The following is a 19,322-nucleotide window of genomic DNA, read 5'->3' on the forward strand; positions in this document are numbered from 1 at the left end:
AGGTAGCACCTTGCCAGTAAACATACACTTTACACCAGTGATTTCAAAATACTTCCTGCTATGTTAAGTGGCATTCACCGTTTCCGGCTTGATGAGCCGAAAAGCAAAATCAAGCAGTAATTCTTCTACCTCGCTAAGGTCGCCATTTTCCACCTTAACATCCGTAAGGCGTGGGAGGTGTTCGGCAAAGTAGGTATGGTCTTTGGCCATTTCCAAGAGAGTACTCGCCAGTGCGCGTGGGTAAGAAAAACCAGGATTAATTTCGGTAATAAAGCCCCCAATCTTAGCGGCCAGGGACTTGTATGTAGCAAAGAAGCCTTCTTTGTTTTCCTGATCTACTGATTTGCTGTGGTAGCCTTTTACGCCTTCGGCAACTACTACTTTGTGGAGGATGTCTTCGTCTACAAACTCAATCGTTGCGTTGCGCTTAGCGGTATTGACGATTGTAGCAATAGCGATACGTAGTTTTTGGCATGGATCTTCTATATTATTGGTATTGAAATCCAACTGAAACTTGGTCCATTCCCAATACCAGCACAGCAAATAGACTAACAAGAGGTGCTTGTTTTCAAAATATCGGTAAACGGAAGCTTCTGTGGATTCAATCCTTTCCGCCAGTTTCTTGAATGTAAATTGTTCAAAACCAATATCATCAATTAGCAAAATACTATAGCGAATAATATTCCGACCAAGTTTGGTATCCTGTGGGTCTCGGAGGAATAATTTTTCGTTTAGCTGCATCTGTATTCGAATCGCCATGTTGTCTCTTTTTGGCAGGAGTGACTGCCGTTCGCAGCATCCCTATCCACAAAAATAGCTTTACTTTACTTTTTGTAAAGCATTTAGTCCAAAGACTTGTTCAGTTTTTTTTAAACTTCGTCAACTTCATCACTTATTCTGATAGAGTCAGCTAACTGGTCAGCTATAATATTCTTAAGGGTTTGATCATCCTTCATGATTTCAATTAACCACGCGGAACAAGTACGAAAACTCTTAAAGAGGTACTTTTCGTCGACCAACCCGGGGATAAGATTAATTCGCTTAAACATATCCAATGGCTGCCCGTGCAAGCCTGTAAACACAACAGCAATTTCTTGGCTATGAAGCTCCATGACTGCCTCTTCCATTGCATATAGCCCAGACTGGTCTACGTAGGGAACCCGCTGCATACGCATAATGACAATAGACACGTTGGGCAATGCTTGTACCATTTCTTGAAAACGACTGGCAAAGCCAAAGAAAAGAGGACCATCCAAGTGCTTTATATACACACGATCGCCGTATTCCTCAATTAAATCTGCATCATCTTCCCAGGCTTGTTCTCTGGAGAAATTACGTAAAGAAGAAGACGCCGTTTGTGTTTTGTGCTCAACGACATCAGAAATACTCTTCATAAACAGCAAAGCAGCTAGCACCATACCAACACCTACTGCTGTAAGTAGGTCTACAAAAACAGTCAATAGTAATACTACCACCATTATAATAGTATCTGGCAATGGTAATGCTTTGATGTGACGAAGTGCTTTATAATCTATGATCCCTACGCCTACCGTAAATAAAATCCCAGCCAAGACCGCATTGGGCACATAGGAAACCACTGGCCCTACGCCCAACAAAACGGCCAGTAAAAATATTCCGGCAATTATTCCAGAAAGCTTCGTTTTACCACCAGCATCTACGTTGATAACCGTCCGCATAGTAGCTCCCGCACCGGGAAGACCGCCAATAAGGGCTGCCCCCATGTTACCTATACCCTGCCCAATCAATTCCTGATTGCTATTGTGCTTGGTTTTCGTAATATTGTCCGCCACTACTGATGTCAGCAGCGAATCGATAGCCCCCAATGCCGCTAGGGTAAGGGCAAATTTAAAGATCGTACCGAGCATTCCTAAATTCCCAAACGCTCCTAAAAAATTAAGCTGTAAGGAAGGCAACCCAGACTCTACTTCACCGATTACGGGTACTTGCCCTGGGAAAAAGAAATAGACGACCAGTGTCATCAATATCAGCGCCACCAATGACGATGGCACCGCTTTGGTTATTCGTTTAAATCCATAAATAATCACAATGGTACAAAGCCCAACTATCAGGTTTATCCAGTTGATTCCATTAGGGATTTTGAAAGGGCGGCTTAGGTATTGAATAGTACCTACTGTGCCACTGGCTTCTCGCTTGGCCTGCTTCAATGCCTCGGCTCGAATGTCCTCCACGCTTACCTCTTGCGCTCGACGGGTCGTCTCCTCCAGGTCCTCCTTGCTCATAACTCCACTAAGTACGCCTTCCGCTTCTTCTTCCTGTAAGATTTTTTCCAGTATGATCTCTTCTGCATGAGGTAAACGTTGCTCAACAAGTTGTAGGTCTTGTGTAGGGTTGTAACCGATCAAGGGAAAAATCTGTGTTATGATAATGATTACACCAATACCACTCATAAACCCAGAAACCACCGGATAGGGAATATAACGGATATAGCGCCCCAGTCGAATGACGCCAAAAAGTACCTCCAAAACTCCTGCCAAAAAGAAGGTAGCTATGATCAATGGCATGGCTTCTGCTACGGAGGTTGCACCTGATTCGGTTATGCAGCTGGCAATCACTGCTGCCGACACAACCGTCATTGGAGCTGTGGGGCCACTAACCTGGGTAGCTGTCCCTCCAAAAAAAGCGGCCAAAACAGCCAAGGCTATCGCACCATAGAGACCTGCAATAGCCCCTAATTCTGTTTGGGCACCGAAAGCCAGTGCTAGAGGTAATGCTACAATACCCGCAGTAAGGCCACCAAAGAAGTCGCCACGGATATTAGAGAAGTCGAGTTTGAATATTTTCGATATAGCCAATAGGAATATTTTTATAGTAAAACTACTCCCATTATAACACATTTAACTCAAAAAAAAGTTCGACTTTCAAAAAAAGGTGCCTTTAAAGACGTGATTTACTGGTTTTCCCATGTTTATACAGACAAAATGACTCAATACGCTTTTTTTCTTCTGATCCACAATTCTACCAACAATAGATTTGGCACCCAGCCTAACCAGGCTACCAATCGGTAGGTATCCATCGGTGGCGGTGCCCAAACCAGCACAATCAACCACTTCCAGGATCGTAATGTCACGGCAGAAAGCGTCAGTACAAAACTTCGCCACATAAAGTCCTGATGTACCTTTATCTGGCCTTTTATAATGCTACGCCACGCCCGCCAGGTAAACCACCACCATAGTACGGCCAATGTGGTAAAAGCCAACTGCGACCACACGCCCCCATTTGCTTTAATAGCCAACAATAAGCCCGCTGGACCAGAAAGAAAAAGCAGCACAAAGACGTACAGCCTGCCCGCCCCCCGATGTACGCTAGGATACCGTTTTAGCAGCTGGGTGCTAAACTGGGTAAAGCCTGCCAACAGCAATAGAATACTGGTAAACACATGCACATAAAAAGCCGCCTTCCACCACGAGAGGTGTACTACCGATTGCTTGATTCGCAGAAATGCCACCCGATCATCAAGCGCGAGGTAGGGCCAGCTGAGCAAGGCCATCCGGTAAGTGAAGTAAAGTAGAATGGCCAGGAGGAGGTATTTTCCTCCCTTCACAAGCCTAGTATTTGAGTTGATTCCCATTAGCGATATCGTTATTTAGCTATTTTGGGCGTCCCCCTTTCACTGCGTTACAGGGGCGCTACGTTACAGGGCTCACTCTTCGTTCGGCCAGCTCACCCGATTAAACCGGGATCGCTGTCTGGCATGGTTTTCACCATGCCCCCCTTCCACATCGCTTACGCAAAGTTTGTGATAGAATGGCGCTTCAATATTTCTTCTAATTTATCAAAATTATAGTCATAGAATGGATCATAGCAGCTATTCCAGAAAATAATAACAGGCACTTATATGTTCTTTTATGAACTTATATGGTTTATTTTAGCATCAAGAATTTCAACAACACTAAGTACTAGAAAATTTCACCTACCATGATCCTAAGAATTCTACTATCAATGCTTTGCCTCGCTCTCTTTTCCTGCGGAGGCCCCTCTAACCCGCCAGCAGATACTACCGCTGCGGAACCCACCACCGAAACGACGACACCCGAGGCTACCCGCCCAGCTAAAGAACGCCCCAGTAATTCGGCATCCGCTCATTTTGCCAGCAATGTACAAGCCATCGGGCCAGCCATGACGGCCAAACAGGAGCTTATGCAGAAAGACCTACAACAATTGGGGCAAGCCATTACTGACAACGAATTTCTGGGATACTACACCGGCACTTTCGGGCCCAACCAAATCACGCTTATCCTTACGGAACTACAAGGGCAGGAACTCAGGGGTTACAGTGTATGTGCAGGCAACTATCGTCCGCTTACTGGTCGCGTCACGGAACAAAAACCAGGAGAATATTACACCTGTGAGCTTGCCGAACCTGGAGATGACCCTTATGATGGCACCTTCACTTTCACCATTGATCCGGCCAAGCAACTACTCAAGGGCGAATGGAAACCTTTTCGCGCCAAGGGGAATACCGCACGGAACTATACACTAGCCGCCAAGGATTTTCGCTACCAGCCCACGGTTGGCGAGTGGCCGGAAGCTTCTCAAAGGTTACTCACCGAAGACGATGTTTGGAATTACAATTCAGATGAATTACGCCTCATGCGCAATGAAATTTACGCGCGCCACGGGTACAGCTTCAAGATAAAAGATATGCGCTATTACTTTGAAGAACAAGATTGGTACATGCCTGTCACAACTGATATCCGCCGGGAGCTTACCACCACCGAGATTGCAAATATTGAGCTGATCTACGAATATGAGACGTACTACGACGAGTACTATGATGAGTTTGGGCGGTAGATTTTTTTGAACCACCTAAGGACACCAAGGGGGTCTATCACATAGGCACATAGATTTTATCTAGCCACAGCGTTTTTTTTACAGAGGTTACTAAATAATCTTCCTTCTCTGTGCCTATATGTAAAAAAACACACTCCTCATCTCGTACTCCTATGTGGTGACAAACTTTTGGACCTTAGAACCAGCCGCGCCAGCCTTTTTCCCTTTCGCGTTGTACGCGGTAGTATTCGTAGTTGAGGGCACCGAAGTGGCGGGCAAAATCTGCGTCTTGGGTGCTGGTATTAAAGTCTAGCGACTGGGGTTTATTGGCTTGCTGGCGGATCATCAAGTCGTAGAGATAGGCTTTCGCAAAGACTTTACTACCGGCCTCGGTTTCTACGGGAGCAAGGCTCATGACACGGCCGTGGCTGTAGATAAAAAACTCCGCGGCGAGCACTTCCTGCTCGCGGTTCATTACCCCGGAAGCGAACCCCCAACCACGATGGAGAATATTGTACATGATCCGCTGAAGACCATGAAACTCCGGCTCTGTGAGGTTGCCTTTCATTTTACGAAACAGTTCCGCTATCTTTTCGGGCTTGATGCTTGAAACAGGATAGAGATCGGCTTCTCTAGCGGTCTCTAATTGGTCGATTAAGGTTTGGGAATAGCGTTCACGGAGTACCTCATAGTCATCAGACAAGGGGAGAAAATAATTACTGGTCTCTTCTGTCACCCAGCCCTCATCCCTGGGTTGACTGAACGCATCCAGATGTAAATCTACTTGCTTGTATTCTTCTGGCAAAGCTGCCCAAAAGGCCTCGTTGCGCTTAGTTGATGGAGGGTTCACACTGTAGATCGCTAGTTCTCTCACCAACGGTGGCTGCACCAAGCCCTGTTGTCCCCAGTTCATGTCTTTATAAGTCAAAGGCATGACCGACTCATAGTCGCCCTCTACCAAGCCATCCCACTGGCGGGCCATCGCGTCCAGGTACCACATGTAACCGAAGACGTTACCGTTGGTAGCATAGTGGACACAACTGTTCCATTTGGTCTTGTCAATCTCTTCGCGAGGTATCCGGCGAATCTCCATAATTATTCATTTTCATCCTTCATAACACTCAAACACCATTCAGGTTTTGAAGTCAACTCAACAATAACTTAAACGCAGCAAAACGTCAAGTGCTAAGTGTACGTGATAGAACACGGATTTAACGGATTTAACAAAATTGAGAAGGTTTTTTATGACAATCAAGTTGAAAGGCATCTGTAAGATTCCTTCCAACAGGTATGCGTATTACAAGCCATAATCTACGCCAACATAAAAGTACCTCGGCAAAGCCGGATAGAAATACCTCGGTAAATTACCACCAAAACCACTAGCATTTACCTGCACCATTCCGGCGTAAGCCTGATCAAAAATATTATTACAACCTGCGTATATTTTCAGTCCACGTCCAAGGCGAGGGAAGAGATGCGACAGGCGGGCATGCACCACCGAAAAGCCATCTGCCGCAGTGGTATTGGCATCATCCACCCATTGCTTAGCAGCAACATCCAAACTGATAGAAGCCCCCCATCGATTGGCCTTCCAACTAAGGTCGCTGCGCCAACGATGTGGATGGACACCAGGAATATCGTTGCCAGAATAATCGCCATCTAATTCCCGGAAATCTCGAAACCGATAATCGGCCAGGGTATAGTTGGTTTTGAAATGTAAGAAGTGATCATTCAGCCACCAACCTTTGGCAAAACGAAACTCGATGCCTTGATGGCGAGCCGAGCCGCCGTTGAAAAACAGCACACGGCCAATCTCATCCTGCCGCTGTATGAGCGCACCTTCTAAATCCATTTGAAATGCGGTAATTTCCAGATAAAACTCATTGGCATACCATTTTACACCTACTTCACGGTTCCAGCCCGTAGCAGCTTGCAATGGTTCACCATTAAGGAAGGAGTTGTCGATGGAAGACGAAGGGTCGGGCTGAGATATGCCCCTATTTACACGGGCGTGCATGCTCCAACCTTTATCTGCTGGCTGATAGAAAACACTCAGACTAGGCAGAAAAACAGGATCAAAATTGAACTCACGGTCCAGATTAACAGCTTGCCAGCTGTACAAGGTTTGACGGAGGTTACCCTCTACAACGGTCTTCCAATTCTTCCCCCAACGGGCCGTCCACTGACTGAAGGCAAAATAATAGAAGCGGTTTTCATTTTGGGAACCTAGTTCATCGCCCTGAGCACCACCATCGAGTACTTGGAAAGTCGTAATGTCGTAATTTTCCAAAAACAACTCTCCTCCCATCTGAAAACTGCCTTTGAGCGCAGGAGCATCACGAAAGATAAAATTGGTTCGCAGCCCGTATTGGTAGCTATCTTCATTGATGATATTGAAAGGGCGTACCTCATCATTGGTACGTCGACCACCGAAGACCGATGAACGGTTAATCAGTTTCCCCAGGCCCTTTAGGCTTCCGATTTCGTGGGTGTGCTGTAGGCCCAACAGATAGGTCAACTGATCTTCGCGCCCATTGACAGATGCCCAATTGAAGGCCGCAGCTGTAGGTTTTTCGGCAAAATCATTGGCATTCAGTGAGCTCGGGATCTCTGCTTGCATCTGCCGCAGATGTACCAAATACAGGGTTTCATTGGTATAATTGTTCACTCGCCCTATGATCGTCCCCGAAACTCTTTCATAATCATTATTGTCCCGATAGCCGGCGCTGGCGCTACGCACAACGCTGAGGTCTTGCTCCCATTTTCCTGCTCTGTTGTGTAAATTCACCCATTCGCGGTTGCGACCAAAGTCACCAACGGAGGCGCCAAAACTGGTTGCCCAATTGAGCCTATTCCATTGCTTACTCACCAACTGGATACTCCCGCCCAAATTGGCACCCAATGCTGCGGGGGCGGGGCCAGTTTGTACGTAAGCCATCTCCAAAAAGCCACTTTCAATATCTTCAAGGACACTTTCACCAGCACCATTGGTCAGTGGAAAATTATTCCAATATAAGCGTACTTGATCCGTAGCAAAGGGAGTCCTAGCACCGATGCCACGTAAACTCAACCGCTGGGTATTGAGCGCACCCTGCTGAATTTGCACCCCTGGCAAGCCATCAAAAGCACGAGCAATATTGATGGCATCCTCCCCCCATAAAGCATCTTGTTCCAGGCGCTGCACCGTAGGCGAGTACAGCTCATCATAGTTGATTTTGACACGTACAATGATTGGATCAATGGGTGCAACATCAGAAGCTAATGCTATCGTGCTGTTTTCCTGAATGTCTCCTATCGTAAGTCTCTGAGAGATAAAACCGAGATACTTAACTTCCACTTCAGCAAGCGTATTTGCCGATACTTCCCAACTAAAACTTCCGTCCATATCCGTTGCAACACCCTGCTGGGGATCCTTTACCAACACCAAAGTCGCGAAAGGCAAGGCCTCTCCTGTTTCCTGTTCTATCACTTTTCCCTTCAGCAGGATCGTAGAAACCTCTTGCCCTTTCAGGGAGATAAAAATCATGGCCCCGAAAATCGGTAACAGTATTAAACGAAGGTACCTTTGCATACGTTATTATTGCGCAGAAAATAAATAGCGATTTTTTTTTGAGGTTTCCAAATAGTTGACACACTTAAAGTGAACCGTTTAGTCAACTATTTGGAAACCAAAATCGCATCTATTTCCGTGCTGTTCTTAATTCTATTTTAGAGAGCCATTCTGGCTACACTATCAAAAAACAAAGATAAGATGACCAAACAGTTTAAGACCAATATCAACTGCAGCAACTGTGTGCGCTCCGTGACCAATTTCCTCAATGAAGTGCCAGGTATAGAAAAATGGGCCGTCGACACCGATAATCCTGAGAAAATCCTGACCGTCGAAGGGCAAGCCACCAGCGAAGCAATCATTGAAGCGATAGACGATGCTGGGTTTGATATTGAGGAGAAAGTGGGGGGAACCATATAAGATAATATAAGGACATATAAGTTTTTTCTTATAATCTCTTAAATGACCTTAATATGGTTCAATATCACAAGCCACACTATCCCAATTTCACCACCCGCTTCGTTTGTATTTGCTGACCAATTTGCAGACGTACAAAGTAGGCACCGGCCGGTTGTTTGCTCATATCTACTTCCATTCGGTGCCTGCCAGGAGGTAGCGTCCTAGCCGCTAATTGACGAACCACTGCCCCAACGGCATCAAATAACGTAATGCGAACATGCGCCCGCTGGCATTGAAAACTCAGTGTGAAACCTGCCTGGCAAGGATTGGGAAACGTCTCTACGTTCAAGCCGGGAACGTCCTGCTCTTCGGTACTCACCACCGATTCGCAGTTGTTTAAAATAGGCAGATAAGTAAAATCATCGTACAGTAAATTACGTACCTGGCTTTCCTCTACCTCAAACCAGTCGAGCAGGATAGAGCCGTATACATCCCGAAAATCATACTGCATCGGGATACCTTCGGAATTACCTATCTGGCCATCAATTTCCGGGTTTTCGCCCAGGACTTGTGGGTTTACACAAGCACCAAAGAGCATTAGCGGAGCAGCCGTACCGTGATCGGTGCCAAAGCTGGCATTGGAACGAATCCGGCGGCCAAACTCGCTGAAAGTCATACTTAGTACGCGGTCTTCTAAGCCCAGATTAGCTAAATCCAGCTGAAACGAAGTCATAGCCTGTGATACCGCTTTGAGCAATTGCGCGTGGTCACCACCCAGCGGGCCGTCTTCCAATACCTGGTTGGCATGGGTATCAAAACCGCCCATACTCACCACAAAGACCTTGGTCTGTATTCCACCGCTTATGAGTAAGGCCACATTTTTCAACTGCCGGGCCAAACGACTCGTTTCCGGGTACACTACCGTATTTGCGCCAAGGTTAGCCGCTTCGGTAATCACCTCGCCATAGGCATTGGTCTGCGCTATGGAATGCCGCAAAAAAGCCAGCTCATCCCCATAAGGCGTATCAGGCAAGGCTCCTCCCTCTCCTTCCAGCAGCGGATTCAATGAGAATGGATCAAAGACCGTCAGGCTATAGTTGGCCGCCCAGCCTTGACAGGTTTCGGATACATTGCCGCCCATCGTAATCGCAAAAGGATGTGGGCGTTCTTCATTGGGATAACCTTCCGGGTAACCATCAAAATAGCTATCGAGATAGCGGCCCAGCCAGCCTGTCGACCAGGTTTCTTCAGCACCTGAGCCAGAATTCCAAATATCCATACTCCGAAAATGGCTCCGGTTTTGGTTGGGGTAACCCACCGCTTGTACTACGCCGGCCTTGCCCTCTTCGTAAAGCGAGCGCAAGACACTCAGCCCTGGGTGTACGCCTACCGTATCGGTGAGCGACAACACATTCTGTTCCGGAATCATAATATTGCCCCTCACCTGGGCCAGCCCTACATATTGGTCGAGCGGAATAATCGTATTCAAGCCATCATTGCCGCCAATAAGCTGAATCAACACTAACACTTTATCATTATCAGGGTTAACATTGCTAAACAAGGCCGATTTCGCCATCGTCTGCAAAGGCATACCATTTAGAAAAAAAGGTAAGCTGGCAGCAGTACCGGCCGCCGCCGTTTGAAGGAAATTTCTCCTTTTCATTTTGTAGATAGTTGCAGGAGCATTGATGCTAAACGTATGCCATCATGCTCCCCGTTTTTGGGAAAAATTGGGCGTGTGCCTGAAAAATTGTGTCGCGCAGAGGCGCAAAGACGCAGAGCTTTTTTACTTCATAATCGACACTTTGGACACAAATTCTATACACGCTAAAACAGTCAATCTAAAAACCACGGGATCAGAGGTGTCGACACGAGCGCTACGACAAATGAAACTCCGCCATATTAAACAGCCCCACAAACAAATCCTGGAGCTTGCTCTCCACCGCTTGGCGGATCGTCTCATCATCCGGACTTCCGAGATAGTTGCCGTACTCTAGCGTCCATTCAAAATCGGGCAGACCGGGGATCAAAATCTCTTTGAGTGCTGTCAATTGACTGGTTTCCAGAGGTTGTGGCAATAGCAACGTGGCTATTTCAGCGATCATCACGTTGGGCTCTAGCGGGTCTTCCAGGGTAGCGATAAACGCAAGTGGGTCCATTCTCAGCGTTATTTCTCCCGGTGTGTAGCCATTGACGACCAGGTTGCGGACGTAGCCGCTGCGTTGTTGCAAGCTGATGGAGTTGATCCAGTTCCGATAAAACAAGGGTTGCTGATAATAGGCCTTCCATCCAGCTACTTCGGGTATGTCGTAGTAGGCCATATCCATCCTGTCCGTCAGCTCATGCAGCTGCTGCCAGAGCACGTACTGTTCTTGCCATTCTTCCGGAAAGGCCACGCCACACTGCCGAATCGGGCCGAGCACAAACTGAATGGGGTGTTTTATCATAGGGCCTTGATTCAATATGCTGTAGAAATGGTTGCTACGCAGCAAGACCTGCAAAACTGGAGCGATCTCGTAATCATTGTCGATCAGCATTTGCGCCAAAGGCAAGATGACCTGCGCCTCGGTCATTTCATCAATCTTGTAATACACAAACCAGCGGTAGAGCTTACGGCAGATGTGCCGAGCCACCTCGTCTTGCGCAAAGATGACGTCGATGAGGTGAGCATATTCCTCCTCGCCAAAATCAGCAATGACTGCCCCGCCAAAACGCGCCGAAAGCTGCTTAGGCAACACATCATGAAATTCGGGCTGAAAAACGGCGGTCAACTCCTCTTCCGGGTCGGTAGTTTGATAAGCCGTATCCGTCCAGCCGGTGAGCACGCGCGCCATCGCTTCCACATCCTGCTCGGTGAAGGTGGTATAATCACCGGGCCCGGCGAAGGGGCCTTTGCCTACCGTATACAATTCCAGTAGCTCGCGGGCGTAGTTTTCGTTGGGCGACCCTGCTTCGTTTTGGTTACCGTTGAGGAAACGTAGCATACAGGGGTCAATGGTGATGTCTTTGCACAATTGCCTGAAATTGCCCCATGCCTGGCCTCTAATCGTAGTGATGTAACGGTACCAAAAGCGCGGATCATTGACCGAATTATTGATCGCAAAGTGATTGTGCCAAAACAGGCAGAGTTGCTCCCTAATTGAGATTTCCTCGTTGAGTAGCAATCCCATCGTCCAGGCTTGTAGGCTGCGGCTACGGTTGGGCAGCACGTTGCCTTCCTCGGGTAAGGGCATGTTTATCCAGCTCTCTTCCGGTAGCACATTGGGGTCGTCGCCTTCCTCCGTATCATAATAACGGGGTGGTTCCGGCAAGGGCAAATCGGTAAACAATTGGAGGATAGTGGCATCCAGCCCCTGATCCAGAGCTAGTTGAAGGGTGGCTTTGTTGGGGCCAAAGGTGGTCCGGCGTAGTAGGTGAGCAGCCTGAGCTTGCTCCCAAACGCCGGCATACGGCTCCAAATCCGTCGTAACGGCAGAAAAAGTGTTGATCGTTGAATGCTGCTGACGCCCCCTGCGGCCAGCTAGCGCGGTATTACGATCCATGGGCAATGTTTTTATGGGACAAGCAGGGGAGATTGCTTATCCACTCGTTTTTGGGAATGAACGTGAAGTCTGCTTTTGTGTATTACTTAAAAGCGATGGATACCAAGCAGATCTCACGGTACTGGGTACTTTGTACTGGGTACTTGGACTTTGATCAACCAATAGTTGATCGGGATCAAGTACTGCGTACCTTTTACTTTGTACAGTGAGATTTAATACGATTTACATTACTGACAATAAGCCACGTAAAATCAAACCTCACGAAATAGTTGCTAATCAGCACTAGCCGATCAGGATCGTTCAATGGGAAAAAAGAATAACTGTGGGTATACCCGTTACTTAGTGCCGGGTCTAGTTTTTGGCCTACGAAGGCAAAACAAGGCTTGGGTTGTGAAGAATTCAGCAAGGGCAGCTGATTCGGTGGGATAACGTCAGTGGTCTGCTATTTCGTATTATGATCTGGAATAATTTGTGTTTTTCTTTTATGGGGCCCTGCCTGCGCCCTGTTGGCGCTACATCCACATCGACAATGATTTGCTCCGTTTTTTTTCAAAATCCTACATATAGAGGTTAAAATACCGAATCAAGTTAGATTTTACTCGGTGTTTTTGCACCTCTTCTTCAAGCACTTTCTCAAGTTCGTCAGATAAGAGACTAGACTATTTTACTTACGCTGAGCCAAGCTGGCAGTCTGCTCATTTGCTCGTCTCACTTATCTCTCTTAAATTGTAGCTGCTTTTTAAGAAAAAATACCAACGCATGCTCCTCTCACGTACACACTTCTTACTCGTATTATTATTCGCCTCCTTTGGTCTTTCCCTTCAGGCGAGCAGTATAGATAGGTTTCCAGACTTGGTGGCCAGCCCTGATACGACAACCTGCCCCGATGACTTTTTGATTGACCTGGGGGAAGATATCAGAATCATTTATGGGGAAGAAGTCGGTATCTACTTTTCAAGCAATCGCCCCATGGATGGAGATGAGCAATGGATGTGGAGTGACCCCACGCACCTATCATGCCTATCGTGCCCTACCCCGACCTACTCACCTACCGAAAGCACCTCGCTGACGCTCTCTATTATCGACGGTGATGGCTGCATCGCTAGTGACGAATTGTTTGTGGAGGTTATTCTGAAAGATGACATCTTTGTTCCCAATGCTTTTTCCCCTAATAATGATGGCGTGAATGACTTACTCGTCGTCTATACCGGATCAAGCATTGCGCAAATTACCCGCTTGCGCATTCTCAATAGTAATAGAGACGTCGTTTTTGAACAATACAATTTTCGTGGCAACGCTAACAACATCGGCTGGGATGGCCGATACAAAGGAGAGCTCCAGAACCCCAGCGTATTTGCCTACGTCTTGGAGGTAGAACTCGTTGATGGAAGTCTACAGCAATTGACGGGGACGATTGCATTGGTGCGTTAAGAGCGAATGGAAAAAGAAAAGTAAATTGGTTTTCATGGGGTATTTCTGGTTTCCCACAAATTTAGGGATTGATACGCGCTTCTTGTTCATCAGTTAAAGCGTTTACCGAGGCTGAAGGGGTTTGTTTGTTTGTGTGTGTGTGTTGGGCCCTGCCGGCGCCCTGTTGGGCTCGGCACCACGTCGTCCATTTTGCTTTGCGCCACTACCACCGCTGGTCCTCCTCGCTCCGCTGCGGTGGCTCCGCGCCTGTTGGCGCTTCGTGGGGGTGGCTCTTGCGGCTTGCGCGCGCCACCCCCGACGCTGTGCGTCGACCCCGCGAGCGGGGTACATTTGATGCCACTTTGGGTGTTGTATTCACCCCAAGCAAGCCTCAAGCCAAGGCAATACACCTATCCTCTGCCCGGGCGGAGGTGTCCGAAGGACGGTGGTGGGCAGCCCTGTGCCGAATGGAAACTGCTGCTGGTCAGGGGAGCAGCGGGATATGTCCCGACCAAGAAGGTCGGGATAGTTAGGAAACTAACATGCGCGGAATGCGTGGGATCAGTTTTTTTTATTCCTCAACCTCATCTCCCGCAATCTTTCTCTTGGTGCTTTCCACTTTCTCTTCAAATCTTTTTTCAAACCTCAAAGGGTTATAAAGAGATACATTCTCTTGCATTATTAGTAAGCCAATAAGCTCATCATCAGTCAGCTCAGCTAATGGCTTGTCGAAATAAAAGCAGGCGGCGTCTGCAATTCCTATAGTCTGATTCATATAATCGAAGGTTTCCAGGAGATAAAAAAAACATTGCTCTTGACTTACTTCCGCCTCGATTTGCAGAGCGATGATGTAATCATTCTCTGCAATTTTATATCTCCTATTTATGTATGCTTGTACTGCAACATCATAACAAGGACATTTTTTCGGAACATTGAAAACACCACTTATTACCTTTCGCGTAGAGGATCGCCCTAACGCCCCCTCATATACCTTATCATACATATCAAGTACCCTTTCACTTTGTGTATCCGCTTTCTCAATTTCCGATATGATGAACGCAAGCTTGCCCCAATCGATATCCTTGTTGTATGGGCTAAAAAGATACAAACCGTAAAGTAGGATCGGTAAAAACAAAATAACAAATATGACTTTAGTCGCTTTTATCATCGTTGCCGATTAAATTAATGAATAGACGGTTCTTGACAGCTCCTTGCTTAATTCACACGATAATGATATTCAGACTCCCCCATACCTATTTCGCCTGTAAATGGGTTCATTAGCTCAAGCCTGCCTTTCATAGCTAATCCTCGCATAATGCAACTGTTGCTCGATATCTTTCTGGATCTCTGCTTTCTCACTTGACGAGACAAAATATACCAGGAGTAGAAACAACACAAATACTGATAAAAGGCCTAGTAAATAGCCAAATCCATTTTTTTCAAAAGCAAATATTTCCTCCCGGCAGATCACAGTAAGCACCAAAGGAAGCAGTAAGTAAGACAAGGCGCTGTATTGTGTTGATACATTCACTTTCAATGCTTGAAGTTCTGGATAATACTGAACCTCAACATGCGCATCAAGCCCTTTACTCTTAATCTTCCTTTCAAGATGAACGTGATTAGCCGAAACTTGCTTGGTTAAAAAATAACCAGACTCCCATTCTTTGACCCATCCTTCTAACTTATATGGGGCAGGTTTTTCTTCCCAATTTTTAAATACATCCTGCAATTGATTTTCTTTCAAATCACACTTGTACGCTATCTCTATTTTGTTAAATCCTTTCAAGTAATTCCTCTTTTTCTTCCTATCAAAAAACTGACCGATTGCCCAGCAAAAATATACACTTTACTTCCATGCTACTCCTTACCTTTCCAAGGTAATTATCCCCACTTTCCTAGACTGTGTTTGTACAAGGTACAAACCTGATGCATCAAGCAAGATGATCTTTTTAAAATCTCCCGACAGCCTTTCTCCTGACTTATTACATAAAAACTCAACATTTCTACCGCCTATCTTTCTTTTCAATATCCACATGCCTAATGGATTGATACGCGCTTCCTGTTCATTGCTTAAAGCGTTTACCATCCTTAGATTTAAGGCGTTAAAGAATTTGCCAGAATTAACAAATTCATCTTCCTTCTCATTCGTCCACCCAGCAATTCCTGCTCCATTATAATCATACAACATTCTCGATGTGCCGTTATAGGCGAATAATAATTCTGGGCCGTATTCTCTAAAAGCGCTTATATAACTAGGAATAAAAGGAAAGCTGGGGATTATCTCCACCTTACTGGTATCAACGACTTTGACTCGTCCGTTTTTTTCGACCATTATTCTATCCTCAGACACATAGCTCACCTTATCGTAATCTCCCTCAATAATCTGCTCAAAGTCAGGTGTATAAACCTGAAACAGATCGCCCTTCTTTATCAGAATGATATCCTTACCTTGAAACGAATTATAGATGGATTCATCAAAAACAGCTGGGGTCACAAACTCTCCTTCTGGGCTTAGTACTGCTATTTTGGCGTCCGAATTGGTTAGAAAACACATGTTACTGTAGTAGTTGCATACGACATCTACATATTCCTCCGCTAAGATCAGTGGCTTATCCTTGCAGAAAACTTTCACCGGTTTCTGCCTGCCGTAAACAAGGAGCAACTCCCCCCGAATGTAGTAATCCGTATACCCTTCACTTGGCGAAATGACATCGTTTAGATTAAGATCTAGCACATGCACATTCTCATCCAATGGTGCATTAACAATAAAGTAAGGATGCTCCGCCTTTGGGAACATAAACGACGGGGGCAGCTTTGATAATTTCTTGGTTTCAAAATGATATATATAATCTTCTTCTGGGGCCCTTCCTTGTATCCAAATGTATTGCTCATTGATCTTAAAGACACCAGCATTCTCAAGTACAAAACTTGTTTCGTGTGTATCAAAATCTACAACAAAGACACTATTTCCTTTTACGTAAGAAGCTTTATTTCCATGCACACAAAGGTCTGATACATTCCTCAAGTTTATCTCTACATACTTATCAGGATCGAAGTCTAGCTCATCATTCAAAAGATAACATCGGTCATCAACTTGGATCAATGGAACGCCCAAATTGCCTGCTTTAAATCCATCGACCTGTACCGGAAACCGGCTAATAGTAGCCCCTTTCACCAATATACTCTCTTGCTCATTCCCAATGAGCAAATAGTATCCGTTCCAGGTCAAATACTTGTTGTAGATGGTATCTACAACAACTCCTTCTCCTTGAGCAGATAAGCTGCTCAGAAAGCCAATCATTATAAATAAAAGACACGCAAGTTTTATTTGCTTCATTTCCATCCTTGTATAATTCACCGCTTTTATAGCGATGTTGAGAATAGGTCTGTTATCAACTTCCTTCAGAAAGTAATTCAATAACTTTCTCTATTGGCCTACCGATGACTGCTTTGTTGCCTTTAACAACTATTGGTCGCTCTATTAACTTCGGGAACTTCACCATTGCATCCACCCATTCAGACTCGGTTAATTCTTTCCCTTTAAAGTTCTCCTTGTAAATGGCCTCTCCTTTTCTAATTAATTCTTCTGCGGGGATATTCAGCTTAACCAGCAAGGCTGTTAATTCCTCCTTTGTCATAGGGTTTTTCAAATACGCTATGGTTTCAAAATCGACGCCCTTCTCTTTTAGAAGGTTGTAACAATTTCTACTTTTAGAGCACCTGTTGTTGTGGTATATTTTCATTTTTCGATTATTTCTCCTTTGCTATTAATATACTTTTCAACTCTACATACGTTACCGCTACAATGTCATTATCAATATACCACTTTTCATTCATCTCATTCTCTCGAATACCCTCCAGTAATTCAAATTCGAACGCAGTAATAAAGTTTCCTTTGACGGAAGCCAAGCTACATTTATACTCGTCATTCCTCAATATGACTAAATCCTTGCTGATAAATTCAACGCTAGTATATGGGTATGCTCGCTTATTTCCTCTTCCTTAAGACCTTCTTTTTGTTGGCTACAGCTAAACAAAACAGTTAGTAAAACTAACGGTATTTGGAATTTATTTTTAAATAAAACCTTCATGTTACTGCTTATTTGGTTTTAGAGCATACGTCATCAAAAATTCCTCCAATTCTTACTTCACAAGTTTCAAAGGCTAGAATATCTTCCTCGCAATTTCTTTCAAACTCCTTCTGCGCATCCCCATGAAGACTGTACTCTTTAAATACAATGAGCTTTACTCCGAATAATTCACCGTTACACTCCTACAATTCTAAGTCCCCAAAATCATCGTCAACTATAATTATACGTACTTCTTCTAAGTGTAACAGCCACCTGATACGCCTCCAACCTCCCCCTGCCACTGCCACTCTGCCCAACCTTTACTCGCCCAATACTTCGCCAAATACTCTTGCTCCGTCTGCCCAGGGGTGGGTATGAGTAATAGGGGCTTTTGCCAATGGTAAGCATCCAGCAGTGTGCTGTAGCCCGATCGGCAGATGAGTCGCTCAGCCTGTGAGATGGTGGTCGCCAATTGATCGCCCAACAGCCAGTCTACAACGGAGAGGTTGGGCGTGATGGCTTGGGGCTTGCTACTACCCGGCACACCACGTACCAGTAGCGCCGGAACGTCCCAGGCTTTGAAGCAATCTATCAGCTCTTCTTCGAGGTACGCACGCTGGGGCTCCGGCCCAGATAGTAACGCCAACCATTGATAAGGCCTTTGCGCTACCTCCTCCAATTTTCTACCAGCAAAGCGAGATAATGCTCCCAGATAGCGATGTGGCAAGCCCGCAATAGGCCGCGCCAAATCCCCGGCCAAGCTATCCTCCCCTTCGATATCCGGCACCCATACTTCCGCGAAGTGCCTGCGTACGAAGGTGTGATATCCCTTGTTCATCATCCAAGCCAGCCAAGATTGTTGGTACTGAATCTGCAGCTGATGCGCTAGCCAAATGCTCCTGACGTCCTTACTCCAACAACCAAAGCGGCCATCGCTCACGATCATGTCTACACCTTCTTGCCGAACGTAATCGCTTAAAATTCGATGCTCCTTTTTCATCACCCACCATAATCGGGGGCTTTGCACTCCCATATTCCAGATCATCGAGCGGGTGGGGTATCGTACCGCATAGGCGGGTAGCTCAATAAAATCTACCTCTTCCAGGGATGCTTTCAGCAACATCAGTGCGCTCCCTGCCGAGGCAACGGTCACCCGTTTTCCTTCTTCCTGCCAAGCCTTTACCAAGGGTACACACCTGCTCGCATGCCCCAGCCCCCAGTCTAAAATCGCAATTAAGAGGTGCTCCGTGTTCGGCATACTAATTAGGATGGATTATCTTTAGGGTACTTTATGTAGGTACTAGGTACTTAGTACTTTGATTACGATAACAAAATTTAGTGTCTATTATTCAACGCTTTGAGCGTGCTCAACTAACCACTTATGAAACAACAAAGATACTTCTTCCTATTACTTTTTCTCCTTGTCTTCCTTACCAATGCCTGCCGATCGGTGGGGTGTGGGTGTCCGATGCATTAATGTTTGTTCGATGGTTGGATCGTTAGCTCGTTCGGTTGTTGGTTGATGGTTGATGGTTGTTG

General features: G+C 45.9%; 15 protein-coding genes. 3 read left to right on the forward strand and 12 right to left on the reverse strand.

The annotated features are described in order from the left end of the window. Nucleotides 1-63 precede the first annotated feature (63 nt). The 3 genes from A3EU_RS0119740 to A3EU_RS0119750 form a co-directional block, all read right to left on the reverse strand. The gene (locus A3EU_RS0119740; RefSeq protein WP_020537928.1) at nt 64-759 is read right to left on the reverse strand and encodes a TetR/AcrR family transcriptional regulator; all 696 of its coding nucleotides are present in this window, start codon (nt 757-759) and stop codon (nt 64-66) included. Between the two features lie 110 nt (nt 760-869). Continuing rightward, entirely contained in the window at nt 870-2,834 is a 1,965-nt protein-coding gene (locus tag A3EU_RS0119745; protein ID WP_020537929.1) for a SulP family inorganic anion transporter, read from the reverse strand. Between the two features lie 131 nt (nt 2,835-2,965). Beyond that, nucleotides 2,966-3,583, reverse strand: a complete 618-nt coding sequence (locus A3EU_RS0119750; RefSeq protein ID WP_245569380.1) for a DUF2306 domain-containing protein — start codon at nt 3,581-3,583, stop codon at nt 2,966-2,968. A gap of 374 nt (nt 3,584-3,957) precedes the next feature. On the opposite strand from A3EU_RS0119750, the gene A3EU_RS33105 reads away from it, so the two are divergent. Beyond that, entirely contained in the window at nt 3,958-4,833 is an 876-nt protein-coding gene (locus A3EU_RS33105; protein ID WP_083937499.1) for a YARHG domain-containing protein, read from the forward strand. Nucleotides 4,834-5,008: 175 nt separating this feature from the next. On the opposite strand, the gene A3EU_RS31160 is transcribed toward A3EU_RS33105, so the two are convergent. Both A3EU_RS31160 and A3EU_RS0119765 read right to left on the reverse strand, forming a co-directional pair. Further along, a complete protein-coding gene (locus A3EU_RS31160; protein ID WP_020537932.1) occupies nt 5,009-5,905 on the reverse strand; it encodes a hypothetical protein in 897 nt (298 codons plus the stop codon). A gap of 204 nt (nt 5,906-6,109) precedes the next feature. Continuing rightward, a complete protein-coding gene (locus A3EU_RS0119765; protein ID WP_020537933.1) occupies nt 6,110-8,383 on the reverse strand; it encodes a TonB-dependent receptor in 2,274 nt (757 codons plus the stop codon). A 180-nt stretch (nt 8,384-8,563) separates the two neighbouring features. Here A3EU_RS0119765 and A3EU_RS0119770 point away from each other — a divergent pair, with 180 nt between their 5' ends. Further along, entirely contained in the window at nt 8,564-8,782 is a 219-nt protein-coding gene (locus A3EU_RS0119770) for a heavy-metal-associated domain-containing protein (RefSeq protein ID WP_020537934.1), read from the forward strand. 76 nt (nt 8,783-8,858) lie between these two features. On the opposite strand, the gene A3EU_RS0119775 is transcribed toward A3EU_RS0119770, so the two are convergent. Together A3EU_RS0119775 and A3EU_RS31165 are read right to left on the reverse strand one after the other, a co-directional pair. Next, nucleotides 8,859-10,424 (reverse strand): DUF1501 domain-containing protein, encoded by a 1,566-nt coding sequence (locus A3EU_RS0119775; RefSeq protein ID WP_020537935.1) that lies wholly within the window; start codon nt 10,422-10,424, stop codon nt 8,859-8,861. A gap of 214 nt (nt 10,425-10,638) precedes the next feature. Then, entirely contained in the window at nt 10,639-12,303 is a 1,665-nt protein-coding gene (locus A3EU_RS31165) for a DUF1800 domain-containing protein (protein WP_020537936.1), read from the reverse strand. Nucleotides 12,304-13,062: 759 nt separating this feature from the next. Between A3EU_RS31165 and A3EU_RS0119790 the strand changes: the two genes are divergently transcribed. After that, nucleotides 13,063-13,734 carry a T9SS type B sorting domain-containing protein gene (locus A3EU_RS0119790; RefSeq protein ID WP_020537938.1) on the forward strand — a complete coding sequence of 224 codons (672 nt, stop codon included), beginning with the start codon at nt 13,063-13,065 and terminating at the stop codon, nt 13,732-13,734. Nucleotides 13,735-14,284: 550 nt separating this feature from the next. Here the strand turns inward: A3EU_RS0119790 and A3EU_RS0119795 are convergent. The 5 genes from A3EU_RS0119795 to A3EU_RS0119825 form a co-directional block, all read right to left on the reverse strand. Then, nucleotides 14,285-14,881: a transglycosylase domain-containing protein gene (locus A3EU_RS0119795; RefSeq protein ID WP_020537939.1), complete on the reverse strand. Its 597-nt coding sequence runs from the start codon at nt 14,879-14,881 to the stop codon at nt 14,285-14,287. A 114-nt stretch (nt 14,882-14,995) separates the two neighbouring features. Further along, complete coding sequence (locus A3EU_RS0119800) at nt 14,996-15,499, reverse strand: hypothetical protein (RefSeq protein ID WP_020537940.1); 504 nt, start codon at nt 15,497-15,499, stop codon at nt 14,996-14,998. A gap of 78 nt (nt 15,500-15,577) precedes the next feature. Continuing rightward, on the reverse strand, nt 15,578-17,050 hold the full coding sequence (locus tag A3EU_RS0119805; protein ID WP_156825838.1) for a WG repeat-containing protein: 1,473 nt from the start codon (nt 17,048-17,050) through the stop codon (nt 15,578-15,580). Nucleotides 17,051-17,105: 55 nt separating this feature from the next. Beyond that, nucleotides 17,106-17,456, reverse strand: coding sequence for an arsenate reductase (glutaredoxin) (gene arsC / locus A3EU_RS0119810; protein ID WP_020537942.1), 351 nt, complete (start codon nt 17,454-17,456; stop codon nt 17,106-17,108). Nucleotides 17,457-18,039: 583 nt separating this feature from the next. Next, nucleotides 18,040-19,041, reverse strand: coding sequence for a glycosyltransferase (locus A3EU_RS0119825; protein ID WP_020537945.1), 1,002 nt, complete (start codon nt 19,039-19,041; stop codon nt 18,040-18,042). Between the last annotated feature and the right edge of the window lie 281 nt (nt 19,042-19,322).

Origin of the sequence: Lewinella cohaerens DSM 23179 (assembly GCF_000379805.1) — a bacterium.
GTDB classification, from domain to species: domain Bacteria; phylum Bacteroidota; class Bacteroidia; order Chitinophagales; family Saprospiraceae; genus Lewinella; species Lewinella cohaerens.

Bases quoted from the DNA above. Each gene is read 5' to 3' on its own strand.
- A3EU_RS0119765 (WP_020537933.1), bottom strand. From the start codon at position 8,383: ATGCAAAGGTACCTTCGTTTAATACTGTTACCGATTTTCGGGGCCATG.
- A3EU_RS0119825 (WP_020537945.1), bottom strand. From the start codon at position 19,041: ATGCCGAACACGGAGCACCTCTTAATTGCGATTTTAGACTGGGGGCTG.
- A3EU_RS31165 (WP_020537936.1), bottom strand. From the start codon at position 12,303: ATGGATCGTAATACCGCGCTAGCTGGCCGCAGGGGGCGTCAGCAGCAT.
- A3EU_RS0119795 (WP_020537939.1), bottom strand. From the start codon at position 14,881: ATGATAAAAGCGACTAAAGTCATATTTGTTATTTTGTTTTTACCGATC.
- A3EU_RS0119770 (WP_020537934.1), top strand. From the start codon at position 8,564: ATGACCAAACAGTTTAAGACCAATATCAACTGCAGCAACTGTGTGCGC.
- A3EU_RS0119790 (WP_020537938.1), top strand. From the start codon at position 13,063: ATGCTCCTCTCACGTACACACTTCTTACTCGTATTATTATTCGCCTCC.
- A3EU_RS31160 (WP_020537932.1), bottom strand. From the start codon at position 5,905: ATGGAGATTCGCCGGATACCTCGCGAAGAGATTGACAAGACCAAATGG.
- A3EU_RS0119775 (WP_020537935.1), bottom strand. From the start codon at position 10,424: ATGAAAAGGAGAAATTTCCTTCAAACGGCGGCGGCCGGTACTGCTGCC.
- A3EU_RS0119805 (WP_156825838.1), bottom strand. From the start codon at position 17,050: ATGAAGCAAATAAAACTTGCGTGTCTTTTATTTATAATGATTGGCTTT.
- A3EU_RS0119740 (WP_020537928.1), bottom strand. From the start codon at position 759: ATGGCGATTCGAATACAGATGCAGCTAAACGAAAAATTATTCCTCCGA.
- A3EU_RS33105 (WP_083937499.1), top strand. From the start codon at position 3,958: ATGATCCTAAGAATTCTACTATCAATGCTTTGCCTCGCTCTCTTTTCC.
- arsC (WP_020537942.1), bottom strand. From the start codon at position 17,456: ATGAAAATATACCACAACAACAGGTGCTCTAAAAGTAGAAATTGTTAC.